The organism is Halomonas sp. 72 (assembly GCF_052379785.1).
GTDB classification, from domain to species: Bacteria; Pseudomonadota; Gammaproteobacteria; order Pseudomonadales; family Halomonadaceae; genus Vreelandella; species Vreelandella citrativorans.
Genome location: NZ_JBQSYY010000030.1, coordinates 1 through 23150, shown reverse-complemented (window position 1 = coordinate 23150; position 23150 = coordinate 1). Strand labels below are relative to the sequence as shown.

Here is a 23150-nt window from a genome sequence, read left to right as displayed (position 1 = left end):
CATGAACCATGATGTTATAACAAGTAATCAAGTTCTAATGGCCCCTAATGCAACTATTTACGAATTCGGGATCCTCACATCAGAAATGCACAATGATTGGATGAGAGCCGTCGCGGGCAGACTTGAAAGCCGTTATAGGTACTCAGCAAAGTTGGTCTACAACACTTTCCCGTGGCCGGATGCTACCGAAAAACAACGAGACCTAATCAAAGTACTTGGAGAGGAAATACTTCTAATTCGCGAAGATTACCCCGATAAGTCCCTTTCGGACCTTTATGACCCGAAAGAAATGCCGGAGCCACTTCGGGAAGCCCATAAAGCTCTGGATCGCGCTGTCGAAAAGCTCTATCGCGAGAAGCCATTCCGAGATGCAACAGAGCGCTTGGAGCATCTTTTCGCCCGCTACGAAAAATTGATCGCCGACGAGAAAACTAAGAAGCCAGCCAAAGGGAGTAATTGATGATGGCTGATCTGATGACCGTCCAGTATAAGCAGACTGGCAAAAGCTCAAACCTGAATGAAATGGGCATGCGGGAAATGCAGGCTCGGGTGTATGAAGCGCGTAATGCGCAGTACCTGCTCCTGAAAGCACCTCCTGCATCCGGGAAGTCCCGGGCGCTTATGTTCCTTGGATTGGACAAGCTGCACAACCAGGGGCTAAAGAAGGTCATCGTGGCCGTGCCAGAAATGTCCATCGGGGGCTCGTTCAAGGACACCGATCTAAATAGTGCTGGTTTTTTCGCGGACTGGAAGGTTATGCCGAGTTACAACCTTTGCATTCCTGGCGGGGAAGACCGCAAGGTCAAAGCGTTTATTCGCTTCATGTCTGATCCAGATGCAGATATTTTGATCTGCACCCATGCAACTCTGCGATATGCTTACAAAGAACTGGCTCCTTCAGATTTTAACGAAACGCTGCTGGCTATTGACGAATTCCACCACACGTCTGCGGACGGCGAAAACCGGCTTGGTGAGCTAATTGACGGCGTTATGGCCGCTTCAAGCGCCCACATCATGGCAATGACGGGTTCATACTTCCGGGGCGATGCAGTGCCTATCCTGCTGCCCGAGGACGAAGAGAAATTCACTCAGGTCACCTATTCCTACTATGAGCAGCTCAATGGTTACAAATATCTGAAGTCACTTGGAATCGGCTATCACTTCTACACCGGCCGGTACCTAGATGCTGTGCATGAAGTGCTGGACACATCAAAGAAGACGATTGTCCATATTCCAAACGTCAACGCGGTCGAGTCCACCAAAGACAAATATTCCGAGGTCGATTACATCCTTGACGCCATTGGCGACGTTGTCGAAAAGGATATGAAGACCGGGATCATTACCGTGAAAGACCAGTCCGGACGGCTTTTGAAAGTTGCCGATCTGGTTGACGATAATCCGCTCCGAGTAGAGGTTCAGAACTACCTTAGGAATGTGTCCAAAGCAGACGACATGGACATCATCATTGCCCTCGGAATGGCGAAGGAAGGTTTTGACTGGCCTTGGTGCGAGCACGTCCTGACTATAGGCTATCGCTCCTCCCTCACGGAAATCATCCAGATTATCGGGCGCGCCACTCGCGACTCTGAAGGCAAGTTGCACGCACAGTTTACCAACCTGATTGCCCAGCCAGATGCAGAGGATGACGACGTCAAAACGTCGGTCAACAACATGCTTAAGGCCATCACCGTCTCGCTGTTGATGGAGCAAGTCCTGGCACCAGCGGTGAACTTCAAACCGCGCTCTCGGATACGGCCGGGCGAGGAAGTTGAACCCGGAACCGTGGTCATTGAAGACACCACCTCGCCTGTGTCGGACAAGGTCATTAAGGCCTTGGAGAACATGGACAACATCAAAGCCGCTATCCTCCAAAAGCCTGAAGTCGTTGCACCAGCTGTAACAGGCGATGCTGACCCTGAGGTCATTGAGCAAGTGGAAATTCCGAAGGTCGTGGAAACGCTTTACCCAGATATGGATGAGAGTGAGATAAGCACTGTCTCAGAAGCCGTACATGCTTCCATGGCGATCCAGTCTACTGGGGGACTTTTCGATGAGTCTGACCTACCAGAAGGCGCTCAGATTATGACTCCAGAGGGGGCTCAAGAAGACCCAGCGGATTATCAAAGCGACGGTCAAAAATCGTTGAAGACAGACTCCAGTTCAGGGAACGATGAGCCAAAACCCAATCGCAAGTTTGTCCTTATTGGGAACAAGTTCGTCAATATTGAGAACCTGAATATTGATCTGATTCGTCAGGTGAACCCCTTCCAGGGTGCCTACGAGATTCTGTCAAAATCCGTGACTCCCTCGGTACTCAAGACTATTCAGGACACAGTGGTTGGTATGCGATCACAGATGTCTGAAGAAGAAGCAGTTATTCTGTGGCCCCGAATTAACGAGTTCCGGAAAGAGAAAGATCGAGAGCCTTCGGTGACGGCTAGCGAACCGTATGAGCGTCGTTTGGCGGATGCGCTGGCCTACATCAAGAGAAAGGCTCAGGAGCGCAAGGCGCAGGCTCAGACGTCATAAGAAGGATACGAGATGCCACCGATCAATCACAACAAAAGAAAGGCCTCTACTCGGCCTTCGCTAGATGACATATTCGCCGGCCCGGATGAGTTCGGTCTTCTTGAAGTCGAGGCCAAGAAATCAAGCTCGGGTGTGCCTCTTGAAGTTTCTCGATTTGAAGAGATAAGTGCGTTCGTCGATCATCAGGGAAAAGCTCCGCAGGCCGATGGTCTTGACCTTCAGGAAAAGCTTCTCGCGCGTAGATTAAAGAGCTACGCCGAGAAGGAAGAACTGTTGTCAGCTCTGAAACCATACGACCGTCATAACCTGCTACCCGAGCCCGTACTGGCTTCAAAGCCGGAGCTGACGTCACATGATGAGGGGACACCCTCCTACACCCCTACTGAACCGAGTAGGCCAGCGTCGAAGATGGACGTGAATCAGTCAGAAAACGTCACCTCACTTGATGACATTTTTGCCAGCGATGCATTCTCAGAGTTTGACCAAGGTGAAGAAAACCTCTTTGACCCGGTCCATGTCTCATTCGAGAAAAGCCGAGTGGACCCAGATGAGATCGCTCAACGGCGCGTCTGCCATGACTTCTATGCGTTTGAGCCAATATTCAAGGATCTGCATGAGAAGCTGAAGACTGGCGATGTCGAAGCAGCTCGCTTCCAGCAAGCCTCGCAAGTTCAGCCAGGAGATGCCTTCATACTGGAAGGCGTCATGTGTCTAGTGGACGAGGTCGGAGAGTACCGGGAAGATAACCAGGGACGCTACGACCCACGCTTGCGTATCATTTTCGAGAATGGAACGGAATCCAATCATCTCTTACAGTCACTGGCAAAACGCCTTTACCAGGAGCCCACTGGAAGGAGAATCATCCGCGATGCTGAGTCCGTAGTCGAGGCCTTCAACAATGTGAACCACAAGGATAAGCGGGCGGGTCAAATCTATTTCGTCACGACGATGAGCGATAAGCCTGCACTTCGTAAAATCCCCAATCTGTTGAAGATCGGCTATACCGAGCTGACCGTGGATGAGCGGACAAAAAATGCGGAGCGGGATACAGCTTTCCTTGAAGCACCGGTCAAAAAACTCGCGTCAATAGAGTGTTACAACTTGAATCCGAACAAGTTTGAGACGCTGATTCATGGGTTTCTGCATGCCCAGCGAATTAAGATGACGCTCACCGGGAGGGACGGAAAAGAATACCACCCGAGAGAGTGGTTTTCTGTTCCGCTCGACACGGCCCGAGAGGTCGTGAAGCGAATCATCGATGGAAGCATCGTTCAGTACCGCATGGATAATACCACCGGGCGATTGTTGAAGAAGAAGGTATGAACGATGCGCCAGTTTGACCTGCTAAACATGGATACCCTCCAGTCGAGCAATCTGATTGATGAGGGGGATCACTACGTCATTGAGGTTGATGGCCAAGGAATCCCTGGACGGTGCCCACATTGCCAGGCTGAGGGTCCGTATAGACACGGTACTCAGCAACAGCACTACATCGATACCCCGATGCATGGAAAGCCCGTACTGCTCCGCGTGGACCGAGCTCGCTTCCGATGCAAAAGTTGTGGGAAGACCTTTTTCTCAAACCTGCCGGATATCGATCCGAAACGGAAAGCCTCCACCCGATTCATCAAATACGTCGAGCAGGAGGCGATGAAGAAAACCTTCGCAAAGCTCTCACGCGAGGCAGGCATTGATGAAAAAACGATTAAGAATATTTTCGAGGACTACGTTCACCGCCTTGGAAAAGAGATCAAGTTTGAGACTCCCGAGTTTTTGGGTATAGATGAACTGAAGATCATCGGCGAATACCGCTGCCTGATCACAAATGTGAACGAGCTGGCCGTCTACGACTTGCTACCCAATCGTCGGAAAACCGACCTCATGACCTACTTTAAGGCTATGCCTGACAAGCACAAGATCAAGGTGGTCACGATGGATATGTGGCGGACCTATAAGGATGTCGTGAACGCGCAACTGCCAGGTCGCGATATTGTCGTGGATCGTTGGTATGTCATCCGCATGGCTAACGAGGCGCTGGAGGCCGTGCGAAAGCAAATTCGTAAAGGCCTCAACACTCGACAGAGGCTGAAGCTGAAAGACGACCGCTTTATCCTTTTGGAGAGGGGGCACAACCTTTCGCCCGAGCAGCGTGAACAGATGCAGTCCTGGTTCGATCTTCATCCAGAACTGGCTATGGCTTATGAGGCCAAGGAGAACTTCCATAACATCTACTCGTGTCGCAACAAGGCTGAGGCTCAGGAGTTTGCGAGGGCATGGATGAGATCACTGCCGCCTGCAATCGAGCCAGCCTTTGAGGCATCCCGCACAGCGTTATTGAACTGGTGGGGGGAGGTTTTCAACTTCTATGATCACCGGATCACAAACGCCTATACTGAGTCTGCGAATCGGCTGGCAAAGGATATTAACTGGATGGGACGTGGATACAGCTTTGAGGTCATGCGTGCCCGACTGATCTACGAGAAGCAAGCGCGTAAACCAACAACCAAGCTGAGAGAACGAAAGCCGAAAGGCAAACCTCAACCGGAGACCCTATCGAGATCTGTTGGTCTGGAGAAAGTGCCCAGAACGGTTGAGTACGGTGCACATATCCCTACGCTTTGCGAACTGCTGGAAAGCGGCCACTTTTCCTGATGTTTCTACATTGATACCGGAATTGAGGGAGAGAGAAAATCATCTGTTCCCACACTCAATTCCGGATACCCAAAATGGGGACGCCCCTTTTTCTTCTGCTCTAACACTAGGTTTTCGACAAGCTAAGGTGATCGCCCCATGAAGCTTTTTATTACTAATGAGCGAGGCCGGAGAGAGTGGTTGTGGATCGTTAGTCTAGTCGGTGAAAGGGCCGCATTAGCGGCGCTAGCAAGCTTGCCAGGGCAGTCTAAAGCCTTCCAGCTTAATATTGCGAAGACGCTCAACCTTGAACTTCCAGCCGAACATGATCTGCCGCAAACCTCTGAGAACGTTGATGCGGGCCGCCGAGCCGGAGAGCGTGAACTGGCAAATATGAAGAAGATGCTCAAATTCTGATGCCTATAGAAATTATCAGCTATCAGCTTAAAAATTTTGAATTCAGGACCCCCGTCACTGGCATTGACGCTAATGGCGAGGTGCAGGTTGGCTACGCTGATGAAAAGCCTCACCTGATATCAGACATCACCCTTCTTTACTCGCTGCAAATGGATGACAGCGGAAACGTGGTCGAGGCCAAGGGGGTTGAAGTTGCCAACAATTACTTGATGCATTTAATGGTCAACAAGGATCATAAATGCGTTTCTCTCCAGTCGAGGGCGCTAATCCATTTCTTTGCCTTCCTAAGTGAGCACCAGATGCGGTGGGATGTAATGCCTCACCGCCAGAACAAGCGTCCAACATACCGATTCAAAAAACACCTTGAGGCGCTGTACCGCAGTCGTGAGGCGGAATCAAAATTAGAGGCAAGTACCTGTCAGGGGTATATGCGCTGTGTGGTTAATTTCTATCGTCACATGATTGCAAAAGGTCATCCGTTTGATAACCCGCCATTCGAGCACGAGGTCATGGTCGTTAACGTCCAGGGCGGATATTCATCAATGAGCGCCACTCGGAGCATCAATGTTCAGACGACCGACTTGAGAATAAAAGCAGCAAATAGAGGTAGAAGGGACGGGATTCCCCCTAAATTAGTCTCCTTATCTAAGTTTGAGTGGGATGAGCTTGATTTTGTGCTTCGCAAAGACCGCAGAATTATCAGGAATATAAATGGCAGGGAAGTCGTCGGCTCTCTCGCAATTGAGTTCAGTTTTATCAGTTAACGCGAAAAACCTCGTACTTCTAGTGCGAGGATGGATAGCGTGGGACGCGAAGCGTCCCCTATTCTGGCCTTGTCTGCTGCTCAATGTATTGCTTGACGACGCTCAGCGGTGCTCCGCCGACACTTCCCGCAAAATAGCTGGGACTCCATAACGCATTTTTCCTGTAGGCCGGTTGTACCAATTCAGGGTGCAGTAGTTTCATTCGTCTACTCGAAACGCCTTTCAGGCTATTTACTAGCCTTGAAATCGCCACCTTGGGCGGGTAGTTCACCAGCAAGTGGACATGATCGGTTTCACCATTGAACTCCTTTAGCTCCGCCTCGAAATCCCGACACACCTGTCTAAACAGGGTTTCGAGGGAGTTTAAATGTGCGACATTGAACACCCGACCACGGTACTTAGTCACAAAGACCAAGTGAGCGTGAATCTCAAAAACGCAATGCCTGCCAGTTCTGATTGAGTTGATTCTGTCCATAGACCAAGTATACTCAAGGCCATGAAACAGACCAAGACATTAAAGGTTCGCGTAAGGGACAAGCACGCCGCCCAGCTTAACCGCATGGCGCGCAGCGTGAACTTTTGCTGGAACTATCTGAACGAACTGTCGTCTCGCGCTATCCGTGAGCGCGGTCTGTTTCTATCAGCCTACGACCTGCATCCGTATACAAAAGGCGCTGGCAAGGAACTTGGTCTGCACAGCCAGACCTTGCAATGTATCGCCGCCGAATACGCCACTCGCCGCAAGCAGTTCAAAAAGTCTCGGTTGAGCTGGCGAAAGTCTGGCGGCGTGCGTCGTTCACTCGGCTGGATACCCGTTAATACTGGCGCCGCCAAGTGGAAGAATGGGCAGGTATTCCATAACGGCAGCTACTTCAAGATATGGGATAGCTACGGGCTGTCCAATTACAAGTTTCGCTCCGCGTCGTTTAATGAGGACGCACGCGGGCGCTGGTATTTCAATGTTGTCGTGGATGCTGATATTAAACCTAGCCTTGGGCAAGGCGCTGTTGGTATTGACCTTGGATTGAAAGACATAGCCACTTGTAGCAATGGCGAAAAGCTGGAAAACAGCCGCTTCTACCGTGGCATGGAAGAAAAGCTAGCGATTGCTCAGCGTAGCCACAACAAGAAACGTACCCGCGCCATTCACGCCCAGATCGCCAATCGCCGCAAGGATGCCTTGCACAAATTCTCACGCCGTCTAGTCAATCAGTACGGTGAAATCATCGTGGGCGATGTTAGCTCACAAAAACTCGTAAAGACCAAAATGGCCAAGTCCGTGCTAGATGCCGGGTGGGGCCAGTTGAAAACGATGCTGGAATACAAATGCGATCACGCAGGTATCGTGTTCAAGGAAGTGCGAGAAGCCTACACCACCCGCGCCTGTTCGGCTTGCGGCTCGCTCAGCGGGCCGCAGGGCGTAAATGGGCTGCGACTAAGAGACTGGGAGTGCGTGGCGTGTGGTGCGCGCCACGACCGAGACGTGAATGCGGCTCGGAATATCCTCAGTCTTGCGCTCGGGCATGAGCGTCCAGAAGTGGGAATCCCCGTCCTTTAGGGCGGGGAGGATGTCAAGTCGCTCAGTTCATGCCTGACGCACTCTATGATGCGACTCAGATCGAGGTGGGACTACCGGATGCCTCTGGGGAGCGTTTTGTTGCCCGTGGCAAGGTCTGGATCGAACAGGGCTGGCGCGAAGTGGTGTATGCGGGGGTAACGGAAACAAAAGACGACGACGATGCCGGTGCCGAAGGTGACAAAGATCAATCTTTGCCCGCCACGCAGACAGGAGATGTGGCCGAAGGCACGTCGATTCTTGGTGAAAAGAAGGTCACAAAGCCACCAAAACCGTACACTGATAGCACCTTGATTACGGCGATGACGAATATACACCGTTTCGTCAAAAACCCTGAAACAAAGAAGAATTTACGCGAAAATGATGGTATTGGCACCGAAGCAACGCGAGCCGGTATCGTCAAAAAGCTGGTCGAGCAACACAAACACCTAAAGCGTGAGAAGAAAACCATCCGCGTGACGCCTAGCGGGCTGTTTCACTACCGTTTGATGCCGCCTGAACTGAGCACACCGGATATGGCCGGTATCTTTGAGGCGGCGCTTCGCAATGTGGAAGATGGTAGCCTGTCCATGGACGCTTTTCTGGCGCAAATGGACGCGTTTATTCGCTCGCAGCTCGCGCCTGACGCGCAAACACGATGGCTGAAGCAAGCCAGGGAACTGGCCCCCAAGGAAAAGGCGTCTGAGTATTCATGTCGACATTGTGGGAACGCGCTATACCAACGTACAGCCACGACCAAGCAGAAAAAGCAGCTGACTTTCTATGTATGCCTGGAACCCGAATGTGGGTGTCACTTCAGGACGGAAAACGGGCAACCCACGACCTGTTTCAAGGGGCCGTTAAAATCGCATGACGATGCCGAACTACAGCGCCAGCGCGAGAATGCTTTGGCCAACGCGCCCCAATGCCCAGAGTGTCATAATCCACTTCAGCGCTTCAAACAGAAGGGCAAAGACAACTATTTCTGGCGCTGTCAGGACTACCAGGGGCAAGCATCCTGTGACTCGCTATTCGGTGATCAGGACGGCGCGCCTGGGTCAGCGTTCGTGATTCGGGGAGAAAAAGTCGAGCGACAACCTGACGGCCCGCTTTGTCCTGTCTGCCATGAGCACCACACCTTCAAGGGAAAAACGAAGAAAGATCAGCATCCTATATTGGTCTGCCGTCAATGCGATTCGATATGTTATGCCGACACCGATGGCTCACCAGGGCGCGTTTTCAGGGAACGCGGCGAATGGGCGAAAAGTCCCTTAACAGGGCCAGCCTGTCCGGTCTGTGGTGCCGAGAAAACCGCGAGCCTCTTGTCCAAGAAAAAGAAGCCGCTTTGGGCGTGCGATGCCTGCGATTCGATGGGAATGCGTGATGACCAGGATCAGGCCAAGCCTGCCTTCAAGGTACGCGGTGAGATGCCGAGCAAGCCATCGGTATCAGGAAAAACGGATGCAAGCAAAGGGCAGAAAGGCACGTCGGCTGACGCCAATCGTGTGCGCCTTGATGATCCTGACGATCCCGAAGAACCTATAACACGCGGATTTTATTCTTAATCATTTCGCAATCGAGCCTCGATTTTGATATTACCTGCTTCTCGGGTAGGTGTTACCCGTCACAGTGTTGAGCCAGATACCTGGGGAGCAGCTTTACGTCCAAACGTGCCATCCTGAAGGGGCATTCACCGCAAACTTTCTCAGAATTCGCGTATGGGGATCGGTGATAACCTTTTTTTCATCCTTAAATAGTTGATATTAAACAAATTATATTATTTTTTTGACTTTGCGACTGATTTTTCTACTTTTATAAAGCATTGATTTTTATATCTTTATCAAGAGGCATAAAAGCAATGAGCGTAAAACAGGCAAAACTGTTTAGCTTTCCAAGCCTCCGGTGACATAGCCAAACGCCAATCGCCGGTAACATGGTTGTCAGCAATCAGATGATGATTTGCTGCATGGTTGATCCTTGATTCCTTTGGTGCTTTTTCAGCATCCTGGTGCCTCCCATAGCACATCGCCCGCACACCCTCCAGTGGGCGTTTTTTTATGCGCATTGCCTAAGCCCGTTTTCTAAATCGAATCTCTACAGCAAAATCGTCGCCAGGTTTCAGGGGCCGGTTGACCTGAGCTGATTTTATAACTACCTTTAACCAGCATTAAATATAGTTATAGAATGGCATGAACAAAGGGGTTCCAGCGTGCTGACAAGATTAGCCACCGCTGTTTTAAACTTGAGCTTCAATGATGATTACGGCCTTTACTGATACCGTGTATAAGGTATCCGTTGTATTTTGGAGAAAATCGCTATGCACCAGGACAAATCGCTCGTGGGTGTGAGCCAGTCAAACGCGCTGGCCGGTGTGTTACCTGCATCAGCCTCAACCGGCTTGATGGATTATGAAACACCGCCTGTTCGGGTGCGGCATGATCTGAGCCAGCCGTTTCCCCGTGGTCTGAATCCTGCCCACCGGCATTTGCGCAACCAGGAATCCGCCGCGAGCGCATCTTCAAAGCGGAGTCTCATTAACGAAATTGCCACCAAGGCACTCGGGGCTCCCCAGCCGCCAAAACTGGCAGCACCCAATGGTGACGGTCGTGCGCTTCACCCTAATCAAGCCTTTGCTTATGACTATGTGGACTGGGCTACGCTGACGCCGGATGTGGTCAGCGAGATACTGGCCAGCTATCGTGACGCGGGCATGTCGCCAGCCAAACGCAATGCCGTGCGCTCTGTCATACGGGGCATTGCGACAGAAGCCTGGATGCTCGATCAGATCAGTCATGCCACCCTGGATCGCATCAAGCAGGTCAAATCCGCCCGCTATTCACACGCCAAACGAGCGGGAACCGCCCATAGCGCCCAGACCATACGAGCCTTGCTCGATTTATGTGATGAGAAACCGACGGCGCGTGATTTTCGAGATGGCCTGATGATTGCGATGATGGCGGCGGTAGGTTTGCGGCGTGCGGAAACGGTCAGTATCCAGCTCAAGGACATCGACTTTGCGACAAACGAGATCACGGTTGAGGGTAAAGGCCAAAAGCAGCGCACACTGACATTGCCGGATTGTGTGGCCTGGCGACTCAATGAGTATCTGGATCAGTACCGTGGGCGTGACGCGGGCTATCTGTTCAATCCTATTTGGGTGAAACAGAAAGCACCGGCCAAAGAGTATCTGAAAACACCGTTAAGCCTGTGCAGCGTCAATAATCGTCTGGAGCGCTTACGCAAGATGTTACCGGATAACTTGCAGCTGGCTCCCCACGATCTAAGGCGCACCTGTGCAACAGACCTGCGTGAAGCCGGTATGTCGATGCGGGAAATTCAGGTAGTGTTGGGTCATGCGTCGGTGGTGACAACCGAGCGGTATGTTCTCGACGAAACCAAAGATCATCGGGAAAAAGCCGCTCGGTTGCAGTCAGGTCGGTTTGGTTATAAGTTCTGACACCCACCTTAATACAATATTTTGTAAGAAAGTTGGGCGTTATCAGGAGCAATTTGATTACCGGCAGTGTCTTCCCCAACCACTGTCTCCCCTGGCGTCCCTTGACCCAGTGCATACTCCCCACTACTGTCGACGCGGATGTTACTCGGAGGCTCCGGCGCATTGATACCAGGCGGCACAAGATAGGTTGCCGTTGCACCTCCTGACGCCTCAAGGTTTAACACCTCGCCGCTGGTGACGAGTTCATTCAAAATGATGCTGATTGCCTGCGGCAACCGTTGCGCTGCCCAGGCTCACGCCCTCACGCTCGACGGTAATCGTTTCGCCTTCGCGCCCGCGTCCGGTCAAAACACTGCCATCAGAATTAACTGAAATGTCCCCTATATAAGAATCCTGAAATGTCCCCTATATAAGAATCGGGTGGGTTCAAGCCTGTAACGGTTGCTCCCAGTTTCACGATACCAAGCAACCTGTAGGCACCATCGGCCCGCAAGCACGGTTTTCTAGGCAGTTTTGGCGCTGGGAAATCTTGGTCGACTTGCTATACTGATATAGGTAAACGAACTTTCAGCGGAGAGGCGCTATGCCAAACGACATTCATGAGACGCTGGATAAGGATCATCGACGCTTCCGGTTGATTCACGACGCGAGCGAATGCTTTGGTCGATTGGTAAAAACGGTCGATGACATCTGTTTGCAGTATGAGAAGGAAAAGCCTCACGCCTGGGCGATGAGTGCGGCCCATGCAGACAGCGATTGGCTACGACGTGTTTTGATGGACATGTGGCACGAAGCCGGAACCTCCGGCGTTGTCACCTCCAAGCATTCAGGCGTGATTGCGGCATCGCCTGAACTGAGGCAGCGGTTTGATACGCTGAATGAGCAAAAGCAAGCGTTCAAGGCCATTGCCGATGAGATAAAGCAGACAAAACCCGTCTATACATCGCAATCGCAACTCAAGGAAGAAATAGGCATCCAGTATCAGCACTTGCGCCAGCACTTGAATACCGCTGGGTTGGCCAGACTAAGCCTGAAGAAGACCGTGCGAACGGTGTACGTTCTTGAGCATCCGATCCGCCATATCGGTATTGGCTGGCAGACATCAGGCCGGTCAATTGTCAAAATCAGCATGGCGGAGGCAGAAAAGCGCCTGATCAAGCTCGGGGCTGACAAGCCGCATATTGAGATTCAATTGAAAAAGCTGGCCAGCTTGCCGCCTGGTGAGCCGCTGGCGCTGGTGCATAAACAAAGCCCACAGCTGCGTGCGAACGTGCATTTTGCTGAGATAGATGATGTCCCGCCGCCTCGTTCGCTGGCTTTCAACTCTTCATTGCCGATTATTGTTGCGCCAGACCCTCGCACCGGCCTTCTGCCTTCGCTGCGGACACCGCCTTCTGAGCCCGCCAATCATCAGCGCGAACGTCGAAAGGATGCCAGGGTCGATTTTGAGCCGTTTCTGCCGTCCATCAGTGTGCATCGCTATTCTTCGGAAAGATCAACGTCAGCCGCCTGAGTCTCTTTGTACAGCGGCAGGCCGCTTCCCTCTTGTGTTAGCGTCTGCTGTGCAACTGATCCTGGACAGGAATACAGTTTGCTTTGGTCGGCCTGAACATCGCACCGTCCCAGTAATGAGGCTGTTCCGGTGCTTTGTAGCGCTCGTCGTTGGGGATCAACCGATATTCGATACAGCTGCCCTCGGTACTGCCGACAGGCTGCCAAACACCCGTTTCCTTTCCTCGATGGATGGCCTTGGTTGGCGCACCATCCGGCCAGTGATCCGGCACTCTGAACATGTCAGCCACTTCTTCTTTGGAGCCGGACGGCATTCCCATGAAGGAATGGCTTTCAGGTTCAAGCGCCTGCTGGCTCGCACACCCTGACAATGCAATTCCGGCGGCCAGCACAAACGCCACATCAAACTTGCCTCTCGATTCCAAAACGTTACCCTCCTTGATCGGTTCGGCCATGATGGACAATGGCCGCCAGGAAATCTTGTTGGTCGGGTGTGCAGCACTGAAAACCCTTGAAATGGCCGCGCTCATGTATCAACTCATCAAAGCGCCTGTCGCTGTCACGGTAATACACACGCCGCGATGCAAGTCCTCCGATGTCTCGTTCCAGCTGGGCAATAAGGTCGTCGCGGTTATTTCCGCTGTTTGGGTTGTGCTCGAATCCGGGGCGTTTTGAGCCGGGTTTAGCTGCTGGGGCAGGCTTGCCCCCTGCTTGTCCTCCTGCGGCCCCTGTAGCGGCCGGGGAGGGGCTTTGCGGGGTGATTTGCCCTGCGCCTTTCCTTTGGTGTCCATCGTCTTTTGCTCCCGTGATGTACCGGACGACGTAACGGTTGAACTGGGAGTAGCTGATACCTAGTTCATCCTCGCCGCCGCAGTCGTCATAGACCGTGCGCTGTTCGTTACCGGCCTCGATCAGCGTCTTGAACTGATCGAGGCGAGCCAGAAACGCGACACGTCCCGCGCCCCGGCGGGGCTTGCTGCTAGGCGTGTCTGCCATGCCTGTTTCCTCCTATTGACCGCCGCGACTCAATCGCGGACGGCCCATCATACACGCTAATGCGATTCTGCGCGAATCAGTGCGACTGTACGCGATTCTATGCGATTGAGCAAGCCATTTAATGCGATTGTACGCGATGATATGCGATTCTATGCGATTCTATGCGATTCGTCGGCTTTTCCGGCCTTTGGGCCGGTTCTGGGTGGATCGTTTAGCTACTGTCGCATACAATTGCATAGAACTAGACGGCAAGATATGTGTTGTACGGGTACGGGCAAGCCCGTCCCCATCCAACACCGCCCCTTATTCGCCTTCGGCTCAACGGTATCTTGCTCTGCGAGGCCCACAGCCGCTGCCGCGTCTAAGAGCGAAAAGCAACAACAGGAGCGCAGGCAATGCCAGAGAACACCAAAGAAAAGGCCCAGCCTCGGCGGCGCGGTAAGCCGATAGAGGTGTGGGTGACAGACGACGAGAAAGCGACCATCACAGAGCGCGCCGAAGAAGCGGGCATGTCCCGTTCGGGCTACCTGCGCGCCCTTGGGTTGAACACCCCAATAAGGTCGGTCGTTGACCTGGCCGCCGTTGCGGACTTGGCCAAGGTCAACGGCGACCTTGGGCGGGTCGCTGGGCTGCTGAAACTTTGGCTCGCAGAGAAACGCGGCCAAGCTTGAGTAAGTCCGCAATCGCCTCATCGTTGCTGTGTGCCGCTTAGGGTGTCATTTCGCCCCCAGCCGGAACCGACCCCGCACAAGACGTTGGCTCCCCCGAGACCTTGATCCACTTACCCTCAGTGATCGAGACCTCGCATTCATCTGTCATCGCCTCAACAATACACCGCGCAAATGTTTAGGGTACAAAACACCTGCAGAAGTCTTTCGGCAGAAACTCTTCGCAAACAGACATCGTTTTGCGTAAACTCAAACCGAAAAGTCGCGCTTCAGCCTGACCTCACACGCCGGAATATATTGCAGACTTCAATGCTCGTTTTGGCAAGGAGCCGCGCAATCCTAAGGATATGCATCGACCGCTGGCCGCGCATGAGAACATCGATGGTGCGATGTGCCGGAAGGAAGTACGGACACTGTCGCAAACACTGACACTGCGTTACGACAAGGTGCTGTTCATCCTGGAGCCGACGGAGTTTGCAAAGCGGCTGGCTCGACAAAAGGTGATTGTCTGCGACTATCCGGATGGCCGTCTGGAGATCATGTATGGTACGGACACCCTGCCCTACAGAACATTCGACAAGCTTCGTTCTGTTCATCGCTCGCCTGTTGTCGAGAACAAGCGACTGGATGACATGCTTTCGATTGTGGCCGAGATGCAGGCAGGCCGGGAACTGCAACGCAGCCAGAGCGGTCCCCGTCGCACAGGTCAGACGAACCATTTGTTTGGCGTGCCTGATGGCAGTGTCGGGAACGGGTATCAGAAGCGCGAGCGCAAATCGCGCACCGCTTACATGAACGATCCTGACGTTATTGCGCGCCGGGAAAAAGCGTTGGCTCGGTTGGCTGCGACGGAGTGAAATGGCCAGATCAATGACATTTGGCACTCTCAGAGCTAAAGCCGAAGGGCACCTATCGACCCGCCCCCATTCCTCGCTTGCAACTCTGACCAGCCTCTCGGAATGGGGGCTGAACGTCAGCACCTGTCGCATCTCTATCTTGCTGGAGATAGCGTATCCCTAACTTGCCAAAACACATTATATAACCGGGGTACATTCTATTTTAAACTGCAACATGCCAATGAATTCATGTGGTTAGCCATGGAGGAAATTGGATGTCGAATTGCTACTCACAGATCACATTGGCGGAACGTCGCCGGTTATTTGAGCTGAAACAGCTTAAACTCCCTCTCGGCGATATTGCGCGGCTGATGGGCCGTCATCGCTCGACGATCTATCGCGAGATCAAGCGCAACAGCTTTTGGGATGCCGAGATTCCAGACTATAATGGCTATCATAGTGTTTTTGCCGACAACATCAGCAAAGACCGCAGAACGCGGTTGCGCAAGCTCAGACGTTACCCAGAGCTGCGCAAGTTCGTCATTGAACAATTGGAAGCACACTGGTCACCAGAGCAGATCTGCGGCCGACTGATTAGCCATGGTCTGAGCGCGATACGTCTATGCGCAGAAACGATCTATCGCTTCATTTACTCAAAGGAAGAATATGGGTTAAAGCTGTATGAGCATCTGGCCGAGATGCGCACAAAGCGCTGCCCACGCGGCACCAGAAGATCGCGCAGCTCCCGCATTCCAGAAGCGTTTCGCATTCATCAACGTCCTGATTTTATTGGCAATCGTCTGCAATTCGGCAATTGGGAGGGTGATTTGATCATCTTTGATCGTGACCTCGGAGAAGCCAATGTCATGACACTTGTTGAACGCAAAAGTCGTTACTTCGTCATCATTAAAAACAGCAGTCGGCACTCAAAGCCTATCATGAACAAAATCATTCAGGCCTTTGCAGCGCTGCCTTATCATGCACGCCGCAGTTTTACCTTTGATCGTGGTTCCGAGTTTATGGGTTATAGGGCTTTGGAGGATGGAATGGGGGCAAGAAGCTGGTTTTGTGATCCAAATTCACCCTGGCAAAAATGCACTATTGAGAACATCAACAAGCGCATCCGACGGTATTTACCCAGCAATACGGATCTGGCGCAGGTCAGCCAGGCTCAGTTAACCGCCCTCGCCCATAAGCTCAATGCGACCCCGCGCAAGTGTCTTGGATTTAAGACACCCGCAGAGGTGTTTGCTAAACTTTTGCAGGAAGCAGCTTAATCAGATACCCTCACCGCCGGCATAATGCAGTTGGGGTAACTTTTCCACCTCAAGGAAATCCCCGAGCCGTAGGGCGGAGAGATCTCAAGGTTCCACGATGTCAAATTCGAAGCCTTCATCCTGCTGCAGGAGACAGACCGGAAAATAGGCTCGCTGATCAAAACGATATAAAAAGTCTCTTCAATGGGTTTGCCAAACTGACTCAGACCTGTGCTATGTTTGATTTAGCGTTAACATGTCATGCTGTGTGTATGGAATAATCGGCTACTGCGCACAAGGTTTGAATGGGGCGGCAGGTATTTTTTGCCGACGTGCATGTTTGGCGATCCGCAGGAGAAGCGTGAGTGAGTGATAAGACCGCGACAGTCCAGTCAAGACATCGGGCATATGAGAGTTTCATCAAACTCTTGCTGGCGGGCGATTTTCATCCCGGCCAGTTCGTTTCGCAACGGCAACTTGTCAGTATAACAGGGCTTCCGCTCGGCGCGATACGGGAGCTTATTCCTCGCTTGGAGGTGGAGGGCCTTATCAAGACGGTGCCACAACGCGGTTTACAGATCGCGCATGTCGACCTCAATCTCATTCGTGAGGCATTTCAATTTCGTCTTTTCATTGAGCGGGAAGTTGTCGCTGTTTTCTGTCAGGAGGCGTCAGCGGAAATCTTGCTGTCCCTGCGCAGGGAACATATCGACTGGAACCTGCACGATACGATCATCGGTTCGCTGAACAACGAAATCATTTGGCGTAAATATCAGACCAACAATATCAAGATGCGTCTCATCAATCAGGAGCGTTTTCGCATCGCTGGCCGCGTCATTCCTGTCATGGAAGAGCATCTGAAAGTGCTGGAAGCCATTGAAACGCGCACTCCGCAATTGGCAATGGATGCGATAACGGTCCACATCAACAATGCGCGCTCACTGGCGCTGAAGATTTAACGAGACCGGCAAATTTGGAAACGGAAAAGGGCCATGCTTCAAGCGCAGCCGCCGTCGCTGCATGATCGCCCTCGTGTCTCACATATACGAAGCAAGGGGCGTGTATTTCGGTCGTAAACGGAAAGACTGGGAAAAGTGGAACCCGTTTTCCCGAAAAGAAAAACGAAAACAAAAGAACCCAGAGTCTGTCTGGGTCATAATGAACCAGACAGACTCTGGAAGAGCTGCGTGTCGGAGTGTAATTTCGCAAGATTATGTACACCCATCGGCCAGGGGATCAGGCGGAGGGTACCGGGACCGGATCGTGCACCTATTCCATGTATAAATTTTTCAGACCGAGCCTCTCACGCAAGGTGGATGGGCCTGTCTTTTCCGGTAACATACCGGCCTGCCGCAAAAGCGGCATGACCTCGTCTATAAAACCGTTCAGGCATGTTCCGGCAAGGCTGAAGCCGTCAATGATTCCAGCACCATGCCACTGGGTGATCCTCTCGGTCACAGCTTCCGCGGTGCAGGTGTTGGTAGAACCTAGAACGGGCATGATCCGCACGTCTGCGCGATCCCTTGCATGGCTTTTCAGGCGGAGGCTCATCTCGTCCGCGAATTTTGCGGTCGCTTCGAGGTCCATCGCCTCGGCAATCACGACATCGGCAAAGCGCGCCGCCATATCCATGTCATCCTCCGTCACCACGCTGTGAAACAAGACCGGCCTGCCCTGCGGCGGGCGCGGAACGTCCAGCGGCCCCTTGACCGAAAAATAGTGTCCACGATGGTCGATGGGGCCGTTCCCCTCTCCGTTGACTTTCACTCGCCCGTCAGAACGTATGACGATGGCATCCGGGGACCAGCTATCCCATAACTGGTGGACCACTTCGAGAAATTCCGCATCCCGTGCGGCAACGGCCTCGACAGGCGGACGGCTCAAATCGCCATATTGCTCCTGTTGCTGATCTGCCGACGGCGTGATGTGCCAGCCAGCCCTGCCCCGGCTGATATGATCGATGGTCGCAAGCCGCCGCGCAACGTTATAGGGCTGGCTGGTGCGCGGGGAGACGGCGGCGGCAAGACCGATGCGATCGGTTGCAGCCGCCAGCGCCGCAAAAGCCGTAAACGGCTCGTATGGAAGGAATGCACATCCTTCCCGCACCAGGCCCGCATTGTTCGCATCCCTGAAGACGAGCGCGTCGATCCCGCCCGATTCGGCGCGTTTCGCCAGTGTCAGGAGAGTTTGGAGAGCGCCGGGACGCGCGGAAACGCCATCCACCGCGGCGAGACTTTCCGGCCCGAGAATATAATTGAAATGAAGCTGTTTCATATTTTCAATGTCCCTTTGCAGCGAAGCGCCGGTTGTCGGGGCGCGCCAGACCGAAATGGTCGCGCAGCGTCGTTCCCGCATAGCGGGTGCGATAGAAACCGCGCCGTTGCAGGATGGGGACCACTTCTTCGACAAACAGGATATTCGCCTCAAGAGAAGGCCACATCAGCGTGAAGCCGTCGCAGGCAAAGCCCGTAAACCATTCGCTGATGAGGTCGGCCGTCTCAAGCGGCGTTCCAGCGAAAGCCAGATGCGCGCCCTGTTGCAGCACCTGACGCGGGGTCAGGCGATGCTTGCGGATCATGTCGAGATAAAGATCCGATCTTCCACGCATTCCGTTGGTGAATCCCTGCTCGGGCAGCAGATCGAGAGGGATCGGCTCGTCGGGCGGCAATTGCGAAAGGTCGATGCCGACCATTTCCTTCATGCGCGCGCCCGCATTTTCACCCGCGCCCTGTCGCGCCGCCAGAAGGGCTTCGGCCTCCGTGCGGGTTTTCGCAACGATCGGCATCAGGCCCGGCAGGATATTGAGTTGATCGGGCGTGCGTCCGAAAGCGGCCATGCGGCGGCGAATATCGGCATAAAATTCCTGTGCGATGGAAAGGACCGGCTGGGCGGTGAAGATGACTTCCGCCCAGCGTGCGCCGAAATCCCGTCCCGCCTGCGACGAACCCGCCTGCATGCGCACCGGGCTGCCCTGTATGGGGCGCGGTATGTCGAGCGGCCCCTGAACCTCGAACCATTTTCCACGATGATCGAGGGCCGGAACGTTCCCGGGTGAGGCGTGGAGCATGCCCTCAGGCGTACAGGAGAGCGCATCTTCATCGAGGCTGTCCCACAGCGCGGTTACGACCTCGATCACCTCATGGGCACGCTCGTATCGCGTATCGTGTTCGAGATGTTCGTCGCGGCTGTAATTGGCGGCGACCGTGCCGATGGCCGTCGTCACCATGTTCCAGCCCGCGCGGCCATTGCTGAGGCGGTCGAGGCCTGCGAACATGCGCGCGAGATTATAAGGCTCGTTATAGGTGGTCGAAACGGAGGCGATCAGCCCGATATGCCTGGTCACCGTGGAAAGTGCTGAAAGAAGGGCTATGGGTTCCAGCGAAAAGCCCGGACGGTAGGTGTAGAAATCGGCGATGAACATGGCGTCCATCAGCCCTTTCTCGGCCAGTTGCGCACGCTCCTCAAGCTGGCGCATATCGAAAAGACGGGACGGCATATCCCCCGCAATGCGCCATGCCAGATCGAGATGATCGATACAGGAATTGAAATGAAGCTGTCGGTTCGGATGGCTCATGTGCGCATACTCCGGCGGATAAGATAGATGAGATAAGGGGCGCCGATCAGCGCAATGACGGAGCCTGCGGGCAGTTCCCCCGGCGCAATGACGAGCCGGGCAGCAATATCGGCGAGCCCGAGAAGAAGCGCACCGACCAGCACCGAAACGGGCAAGACCGCGCGCAGGGAATGGCCGCATAAAAACCGCGCCAGATGCGGCGCCAGCAGGCCGACATAGCCGACAGGCCCGGTCTGCGAAACGCAGATGGCGGCAACCGTGACGCCCGTCGCTCCGGCGGCGAGCCTGACGGGCGCGATCGCAGCACCAAGGCTGCGCGCCGTGATGTCGCCGAGCGAAAGCAGTTCGAGTTTCGTCGCCACCAGCATCGCACAGATGAAACCGGCAAGAAGCGTGGGAAACAATATCTGCACCGTGGACCAGTTGGCCCCGTAAAGTCCGCCGATGAGCCACACCATCGGATTGTCGGTAAAGCGGGTCTGCATGACCAGTATCTGCACGAATGCGCCGCAAAGGGCGGAAACGGAAATGCCGATCAGGATGAGAAAGGTCGGTGTCAGCCTCGTGCGCCATGCAAGGATATAGACGGTGGCCGCCGCAAGCATTCCACCGGCAAGTGCCGCCATGCCGATGCCCGTCGCGCTTGCTGCGGGAAACAGCGCCACCATGAGAAGAATGCCTGCCGTCGCCCCGCCATTGACCCCGACAATCGACGAATCCGCCAGAGGATTGCGCAATGCTGCCTGAAAAAGCGCGCCGGCAAGGGCGAAACCCGCACCGGCAAGACAGGCTGCGAGAATACGCGGGCCACGCATGTCCCAGACGATCTTCTGCATGAGCGGCGCAGCCTTGCCGGAGAGTGCCTGCATGACCTGCATTCCCGACAGCGGCAGACCGCCGACGAACATGAGACCCGCAAGCAGCGTGAGGCCGATGAGGAGCAGAAGGGCCAAAAGCAGGATCGTGGGGGAAACATGTCCGGCTCGGCCGAAATCGAGCGATGAAGCCGCATTCATCTGCCCGCCCCGGCTGCGGCGCAGGACGAGCCACAGAAGCCATGGCGCACCGAGGGCTGCCGTAATGGCCCCCACGGGCGGTGCGCTGGTCAGGCTTCCAAGCATGTAGGTGATGCTGTCGGCGGCAAGCAACAGGCTGCTGCCCCAGAGTGCCGCGGCCGGTATCAGCGCGGCATGCCGTCTGACCCCCGCAAGCTTGACCAGATGCGGCGCGACAAGACCGACGAAGCCGATGGGACCGGTGGCGGCGACGGAAGCGCCCGTCAGCACCAGCACGACGATCAGGGTCGCGGTGACGAGCAATGCGTGTTTCTGTCCGAGGCTTCTGGCCGTATCCTCGCCGAGCCGGGCAATATCATATGCGCGCGACAGCGTGAAAGCCGCAATGAGGCAGAGGACGATCCATGGCCAGACGAGTTGCACATTGCTCCAGCCGTTCTGCCGCAGCGAACCCGCACTCCAGGTAATGAGAAACCGCGCCTCGCTCTCGTAGAGCAGCAGCAGCGCGCCGGTTATGCTTGAAATCGTCATGGCGACGATCAGTCCAGCAAGAAGAATGCGCAGCGGCGTGGCGCGAAACCCGCCCGCCAGCAGATAGACCATCAGCACGGCAACCAGACCGCCGCAGACCGCGACGGCGATGGGCATGAAAACGATCAGGGCCGGTGCGAATATGGTGGCCAGCGCAATGAAGAAAAAACTTCCCGCGCTGATGCCGAGAATGCCCGGCGACACCATCGGATTGCGCAGGATGCTCTGCATGAGCGCGCCGGAGACGGCGAAGGCGCTGCCCGCAAGCACCCCTATGGTGGCGCGCGGCAGGCGAAAGCCGCTGACGACGTCGCGCAGCAGATCGTCATTATACGCAAAGGAGCGGATGATGTCGCCAACCCCGATCCGGGCCTCGCCCTGCGCCATATTGAGCGCGAAAGCGGCGACGAGCGCCATGACGCCCGCCCCGATCATGCCCAGTTCGCGCAAGCATTGCCGCGGCACGCTCACGTCAGAAGCGCCTTGCGGACATCGCGCAGAAACAGCCGCGCGCTCAGCGGGCCGTTGTGGATCAGCCGGTAGGGAATGGGCTGAAAGCGGTTCTCGCGCACGAAACGCAGATTGCGCCACACCGGCGTCGCCATGAGATTGGCCACACCCTTCTCATTGAAGGGCATGTAGAGAAAATCGGCATCCTGCAAGGCGATCAGCGTTTCGGCGGTGGTGACGTTGAAGCCTTTTTCGAGATAGCGGTCGTCATCATAGGCATAGGCGAAGCCGCAACGCTGCAAAAGCTGCGCCGGCAGCGCATTGCGATTGAAGAGCATGATTTCGGCCCCTGTGACGCCGGCATTGACATTGCCCAGCACGACAGGACGCTTGTCCAGCCCTTTCGCGACGACACTTTGCTTCATTTCCGCAAGCGTTTCATCGAGAGACGCGAGGAAATCGCCGCATTCCGCTTCCCGTCCCGTCAGACGCGCGACGGCACGCAGCGTCTCGACCATATTCGCCATCTGGTCGGGTTTTCCGACTGGATAGGAAAGGAATGCCGCCACCGGCGCGATTTCGCCAAGCAGGGTGCGACTTTTCTGGATGCTGTTGGCGCTGCCGAGGATCAGATCCGGCTCAAGCGCCATGATGAATTCGATATTGGGTGCGGAAGACAGACCGAGATCGGTCACCTCGTCCGAAAGCCGGGGCTCGGCATCGCCGGTGAAGCGGCGATAATTGGCGGGGCCCGTCATTCCGACCGGTTGCAGGCCCAGCGCCAGAAGAAATTCCGCACTCTGCTGGTCAAGCGCCACCACCCGCCGCGCCGGCTGCGCCAGGCATGTTTCACCCAGTTCGCTCACCGCACAGACGCGCGCCGCAAAAGCCCCTTGCGTGGATGCGGCGAAGGCGGCGAAGGCGGCAAGCCCGCAAGCGAAGCTTCTTCTCGACATCA

General features: G+C 54.5%; 20 protein-coding genes and 2 pseudogenes. 15 read left to right on the top strand and 7 right to left on the bottom strand.

Annotated elements, in window-relative coordinates; all coding sequences use genetic code 11:
- The 6 genes from ACT3T6_RS17095 to ACT3T6_RS17070 all read left to right on the top strand — a co-directional run.
- On the top strand, nucleotides 1-460 hold a 460-nt coding region (locus ACT3T6_RS17095; protein ID WP_226913530.1), incomplete at its 5' end, for a type IIL restriction-modification enzyme MmeI.
- The gene (locus ACT3T6_RS17090; protein ID WP_226913531.1) at nucleotides 460-2529 is read left to right on the top strand and encodes a DEAD/DEAH box helicase; all 2070 of its coding nucleotides are present in this window, start codon (nucleotides 460-462) and stop codon (nucleotides 2527-2529) included. The genes ACT3T6_RS17095 and ACT3T6_RS17090, both read left to right, overlap by 1 nt.
- Before the next feature lie 12 nt (nucleotides 2530-2541).
- A complete protein-coding gene (locus ACT3T6_RS17085; protein ID WP_193054182.1) occupies nucleotides 2542-3852 on the top strand; it encodes a GIY-YIG nuclease family protein in 1311 nt (436 codons plus the stop codon).
- A gap of 3 nt (nucleotides 3853-3855) precedes the next feature.
- The gene (locus ACT3T6_RS17080) at nucleotides 3856-5181 is read left to right on the top strand and encodes an ISL3 family transposase (RefSeq protein ID WP_193054183.1); all 1326 of its coding nucleotides are present in this window, start codon (nucleotides 3856-3858) and stop codon (nucleotides 5179-5181) included.
- A 138-nt stretch (nucleotides 5182-5319) separates the two neighbouring features.
- A complete protein-coding gene (locus ACT3T6_RS17075; protein ID WP_192539314.1) occupies nucleotides 5320-5577 on the top strand; it encodes a hypothetical protein in 258 nt (85 codons plus the stop codon).
- Nucleotides 5577-6341 (top strand): hypothetical protein, encoded by a 765-nt coding sequence (locus tag ACT3T6_RS17070; protein ID WP_193054184.1) that lies wholly within the window; start codon nucleotides 5577-5579, stop codon nucleotides 6339-6341. Before ACT3T6_RS17075 ends, ACT3T6_RS17070 begins: the two co-directional genes overlap by 1 nt.
- A gap of 58 nt (nucleotides 6342-6399) precedes the next feature.
- Here the strand turns inward: ACT3T6_RS17070 and tnpA are convergent, their stop codons facing one another.
- On the bottom strand, nucleotides 6400-6816 hold the full coding sequence (gene tnpA / locus ACT3T6_RS17065) for an IS200/IS605 family transposase (RefSeq protein ID WP_427047110.1): 417 nt from the start codon (nucleotides 6814-6816) through the stop codon (nucleotides 6400-6402).
- 21 nt (nucleotides 6817-6837) lie between these two features.
- Here tnpA and ACT3T6_RS17060 point away from each other — a divergent pair, with 21 nt between their 5' ends.
- The 4 genes from ACT3T6_RS17060 (at nucleotide 6838) to ACT3T6_RS17045 (ending at nucleotide 12866) form a co-directional block, all read left to right on the top strand.
- Complete coding sequence (locus tag ACT3T6_RS17060) at nucleotides 6838-7899, top strand: RNA-guided endonuclease InsQ/TnpB family protein (protein WP_193054205.1); 1062 nt, start codon at nucleotides 6838-6840, stop codon at nucleotides 7897-7899.
- A 29-nt stretch (nucleotides 7900-7928) separates the two neighbouring features.
- A complete protein-coding gene (locus ACT3T6_RS17055; RefSeq protein WP_193054204.1) occupies nucleotides 7929-9461 on the top strand; it encodes a DNA topoisomerase in 1533 nt (510 codons plus the stop codon).
- 752 nt (nucleotides 9462-10213) lie between these two features.
- Nucleotides 10214-11353: a tyrosine-type recombinase/integrase gene (locus ACT3T6_RS17050; RefSeq protein ID WP_192539777.1), complete on the top strand. Its 1140-nt coding sequence runs from the start codon at nucleotides 10214-10216 to the stop codon at nucleotides 11351-11353.
- Between the two features lie 583 nt (nucleotides 11354-11936).
- Nucleotides 11937-12866 (top strand): hypothetical protein, encoded by a 930-nt coding sequence (locus tag ACT3T6_RS17045; RefSeq protein WP_192539778.1) that lies wholly within the window; start codon nucleotides 11937-11939, stop codon nucleotides 12864-12866.
- A 37-nt stretch (nucleotides 12867-12903) separates the two neighbouring features.
- Here ACT3T6_RS17045 and ACT3T6_RS17040 read toward each other — a convergent pair whose 3' ends face one another.
- Together ACT3T6_RS17040 and ACT3T6_RS17035 are read right to left on the bottom strand one after the other, a co-directional pair.
- Entirely contained in the window at nucleotides 12904-13320 is a 417-nt protein-coding gene (locus tag ACT3T6_RS17040; protein ID WP_193054203.1) for a hypothetical protein, read from the bottom strand.
- Complete coding sequence (locus ACT3T6_RS17035) at nucleotides 13295-13861, bottom strand: TraK family protein (protein ID WP_226913534.1); 567 nt, start codon at nucleotides 13859-13861, stop codon at nucleotides 13295-13297. Before ACT3T6_RS17035 ends, ACT3T6_RS17040 begins: the two co-directional genes overlap by 26 nt.
- Nucleotides 13862-14256: 395 nt before the next feature.
- Between ACT3T6_RS17035 and ACT3T6_RS17030 the strand changes: the two genes are divergently transcribed.
- The 5 genes and pseudogenes from ACT3T6_RS17030 to ACT3T6_RS17010 all read left to right on the top strand — a co-directional run bounded on the left by ACT3T6_RS17030 (nucleotide 14257) and on the right by ACT3T6_RS17010 (nucleotide 17580).
- Complete coding sequence (locus ACT3T6_RS17030; protein WP_225736347.1) at nucleotides 14257-14532, top strand: plasmid mobilization protein; 276 nt, start codon at nucleotides 14257-14259, stop codon at nucleotides 14530-14532.
- 73 nt (nucleotides 14533-14605) lie between these two features.
- Nucleotides 14606-14776: pseudogene (locus ACT3T6_RS17025) on the top strand (IS30 family transposase); the annotation flags it as partial.
- Between the two features lie 34 nt (nucleotides 14777-14810).
- Nucleotides 14811-15386 (top strand): annotated as a pseudogene (locus tag ACT3T6_RS17020) (ISNCY family transposase); the annotation flags it as partial.
- A 254-nt stretch (nucleotides 15387-15640) separates the two neighbouring features.
- Nucleotides 15641-16642 (top strand): IS30 family transposase, encoded by a 1002-nt coding sequence (locus tag ACT3T6_RS17015; protein WP_193054202.1) that lies wholly within the window; start codon nucleotides 15641-15643, stop codon nucleotides 16640-16642.
- 344 nt (nucleotides 16643-16986) lie between these two features.
- A complete protein-coding gene (locus ACT3T6_RS17010; RefSeq protein ID WP_192539744.1) occupies nucleotides 16987-17580 on the top strand; it encodes a GntR family transcriptional regulator in 594 nt (197 codons plus the stop codon).
- Between the two features lie 310 nt (nucleotides 17581-17890).
- On the opposite strand, the gene ACT3T6_RS17005 is transcribed toward ACT3T6_RS17010, so the two are convergent.
- From ACT3T6_RS17005 to ACT3T6_RS16990, 4 genes are all read right to left on the bottom strand, one after another.
- On the bottom strand, nucleotides 17891-18895 hold the full coding sequence (locus ACT3T6_RS17005; protein WP_192539743.1) for an LLM class flavin-dependent oxidoreductase: 1005 nt from the start codon (nucleotides 18893-18895) through the stop codon (nucleotides 17891-17893).
- Nucleotides 18896-18899: 4 nt separating this feature from the next.
- The gene (locus ACT3T6_RS17000) at nucleotides 18900-20195 is read right to left on the bottom strand and encodes an NtaA/DmoA family FMN-dependent monooxygenase (RefSeq protein ID WP_192539742.1); all 1296 of its coding nucleotides are present in this window, start codon (nucleotides 20193-20195) and stop codon (nucleotides 18900-18902) included.
- Complete coding sequence (locus ACT3T6_RS16995; RefSeq protein WP_193054201.1) at nucleotides 20192-22213, bottom strand: iron ABC transporter permease; 2022 nt, start codon at nucleotides 22211-22213, stop codon at nucleotides 20192-20194. Before ACT3T6_RS16995 ends, ACT3T6_RS17000 begins: the two co-directional genes overlap by 4 nt.
- Nucleotides 22210-23150 (bottom strand): ABC transporter substrate-binding protein (locus ACT3T6_RS16990; protein ID WP_444625966.1); only part of this gene is annotated, 941 nt, incomplete at its 5' end. The genes ACT3T6_RS16990 and ACT3T6_RS16995, both read right to left, overlap by 4 nt.

Bases quoted from the DNA above. Each gene is read 5' to 3' on its own strand.
- ACT3T6_RS17045 (WP_192539778.1), top strand. From the start codon at position 11,937: ATGCCAAACGACATTCATGAGACGCTGGATAAGGATCATCGACGCTTC.
- ACT3T6_RS17055 (WP_193054204.1), top strand. From the start codon at position 7,929: ATGCCTGACGCACTCTATGATGCGACTCAGATCGAGGTGGGACTACCG.
- ACT3T6_RS17005 (WP_192539743.1), bottom strand. From the start codon at position 18,895: ATGAAACAGCTTCATTTCAATTATATTCTCGGGCCGGAAAGTCTCGCC.
- ACT3T6_RS17015 (WP_193054202.1), top strand. From the start codon at position 15,641: ATGTCGAATTGCTACTCACAGATCACATTGGCGGAACGTCGCCGGTTA.
- ACT3T6_RS17040 (WP_193054203.1), bottom strand. From the start codon at position 13,320: ATGGCCGAACCGATCAAGGAGGGTAACGTTTTGGAATCGAGAGGCAAG.
- ACT3T6_RS17075 (WP_192539314.1), top strand. From the start codon at position 5,320: ATGAAGCTTTTTATTACTAATGAGCGAGGCCGGAGAGAGTGGTTGTGG.
- ACT3T6_RS17085 (WP_193054182.1), top strand. From the start codon at position 2,542: ATGCCACCGATCAATCACAACAAAAGAAAGGCCTCTACTCGGCCTTCG.
- ACT3T6_RS17080 (WP_193054183.1), top strand. From the start codon at position 3,856: ATGCGCCAGTTTGACCTGCTAAACATGGATACCCTCCAGTCGAGCAAT.
- tnpA (WP_427047110.1), bottom strand. From the start codon at position 6,816: ATGGACAGAATCAACTCAATCAGAACTGGCAGGCATTGCGTTTTTGAG.
- ACT3T6_RS17090 (WP_226913531.1), top strand. From the start codon at position 460: ATGATGGCTGATCTGATGACCGTCCAGTATAAGCAGACTGGCAAAAGC.
- ACT3T6_RS17035 (WP_226913534.1), bottom strand. From the start codon at position 13,861: ATGGCAGACACGCCTAGCAGCAAGCCCCGCCGGGGCGCGGGACGTGTC.
- ACT3T6_RS17050 (WP_192539777.1), top strand. From the start codon at position 10,214: ATGCACCAGGACAAATCGCTCGTGGGTGTGAGCCAGTCAAACGCGCTG.
- ACT3T6_RS17000 (WP_192539742.1), bottom strand. From the start codon at position 20,195: ATGAGCCATCCGAACCGACAGCTTCATTTCAATTCCTGTATCGATCAT.
- ACT3T6_RS17070 (WP_193054184.1), top strand. From the start codon at position 5,577: ATGCCTATAGAAATTATCAGCTATCAGCTTAAAAATTTTGAATTCAGG.
- ACT3T6_RS17030 (WP_225736347.1), top strand. From the start codon at position 14,257: ATGCCAGAGAACACCAAAGAAAAGGCCCAGCCTCGGCGGCGCGGTAAG.
- ACT3T6_RS17060 (WP_193054205.1), top strand. From the start codon at position 6,838: ATGAAACAGACCAAGACATTAAAGGTTCGCGTAAGGGACAAGCACGCC.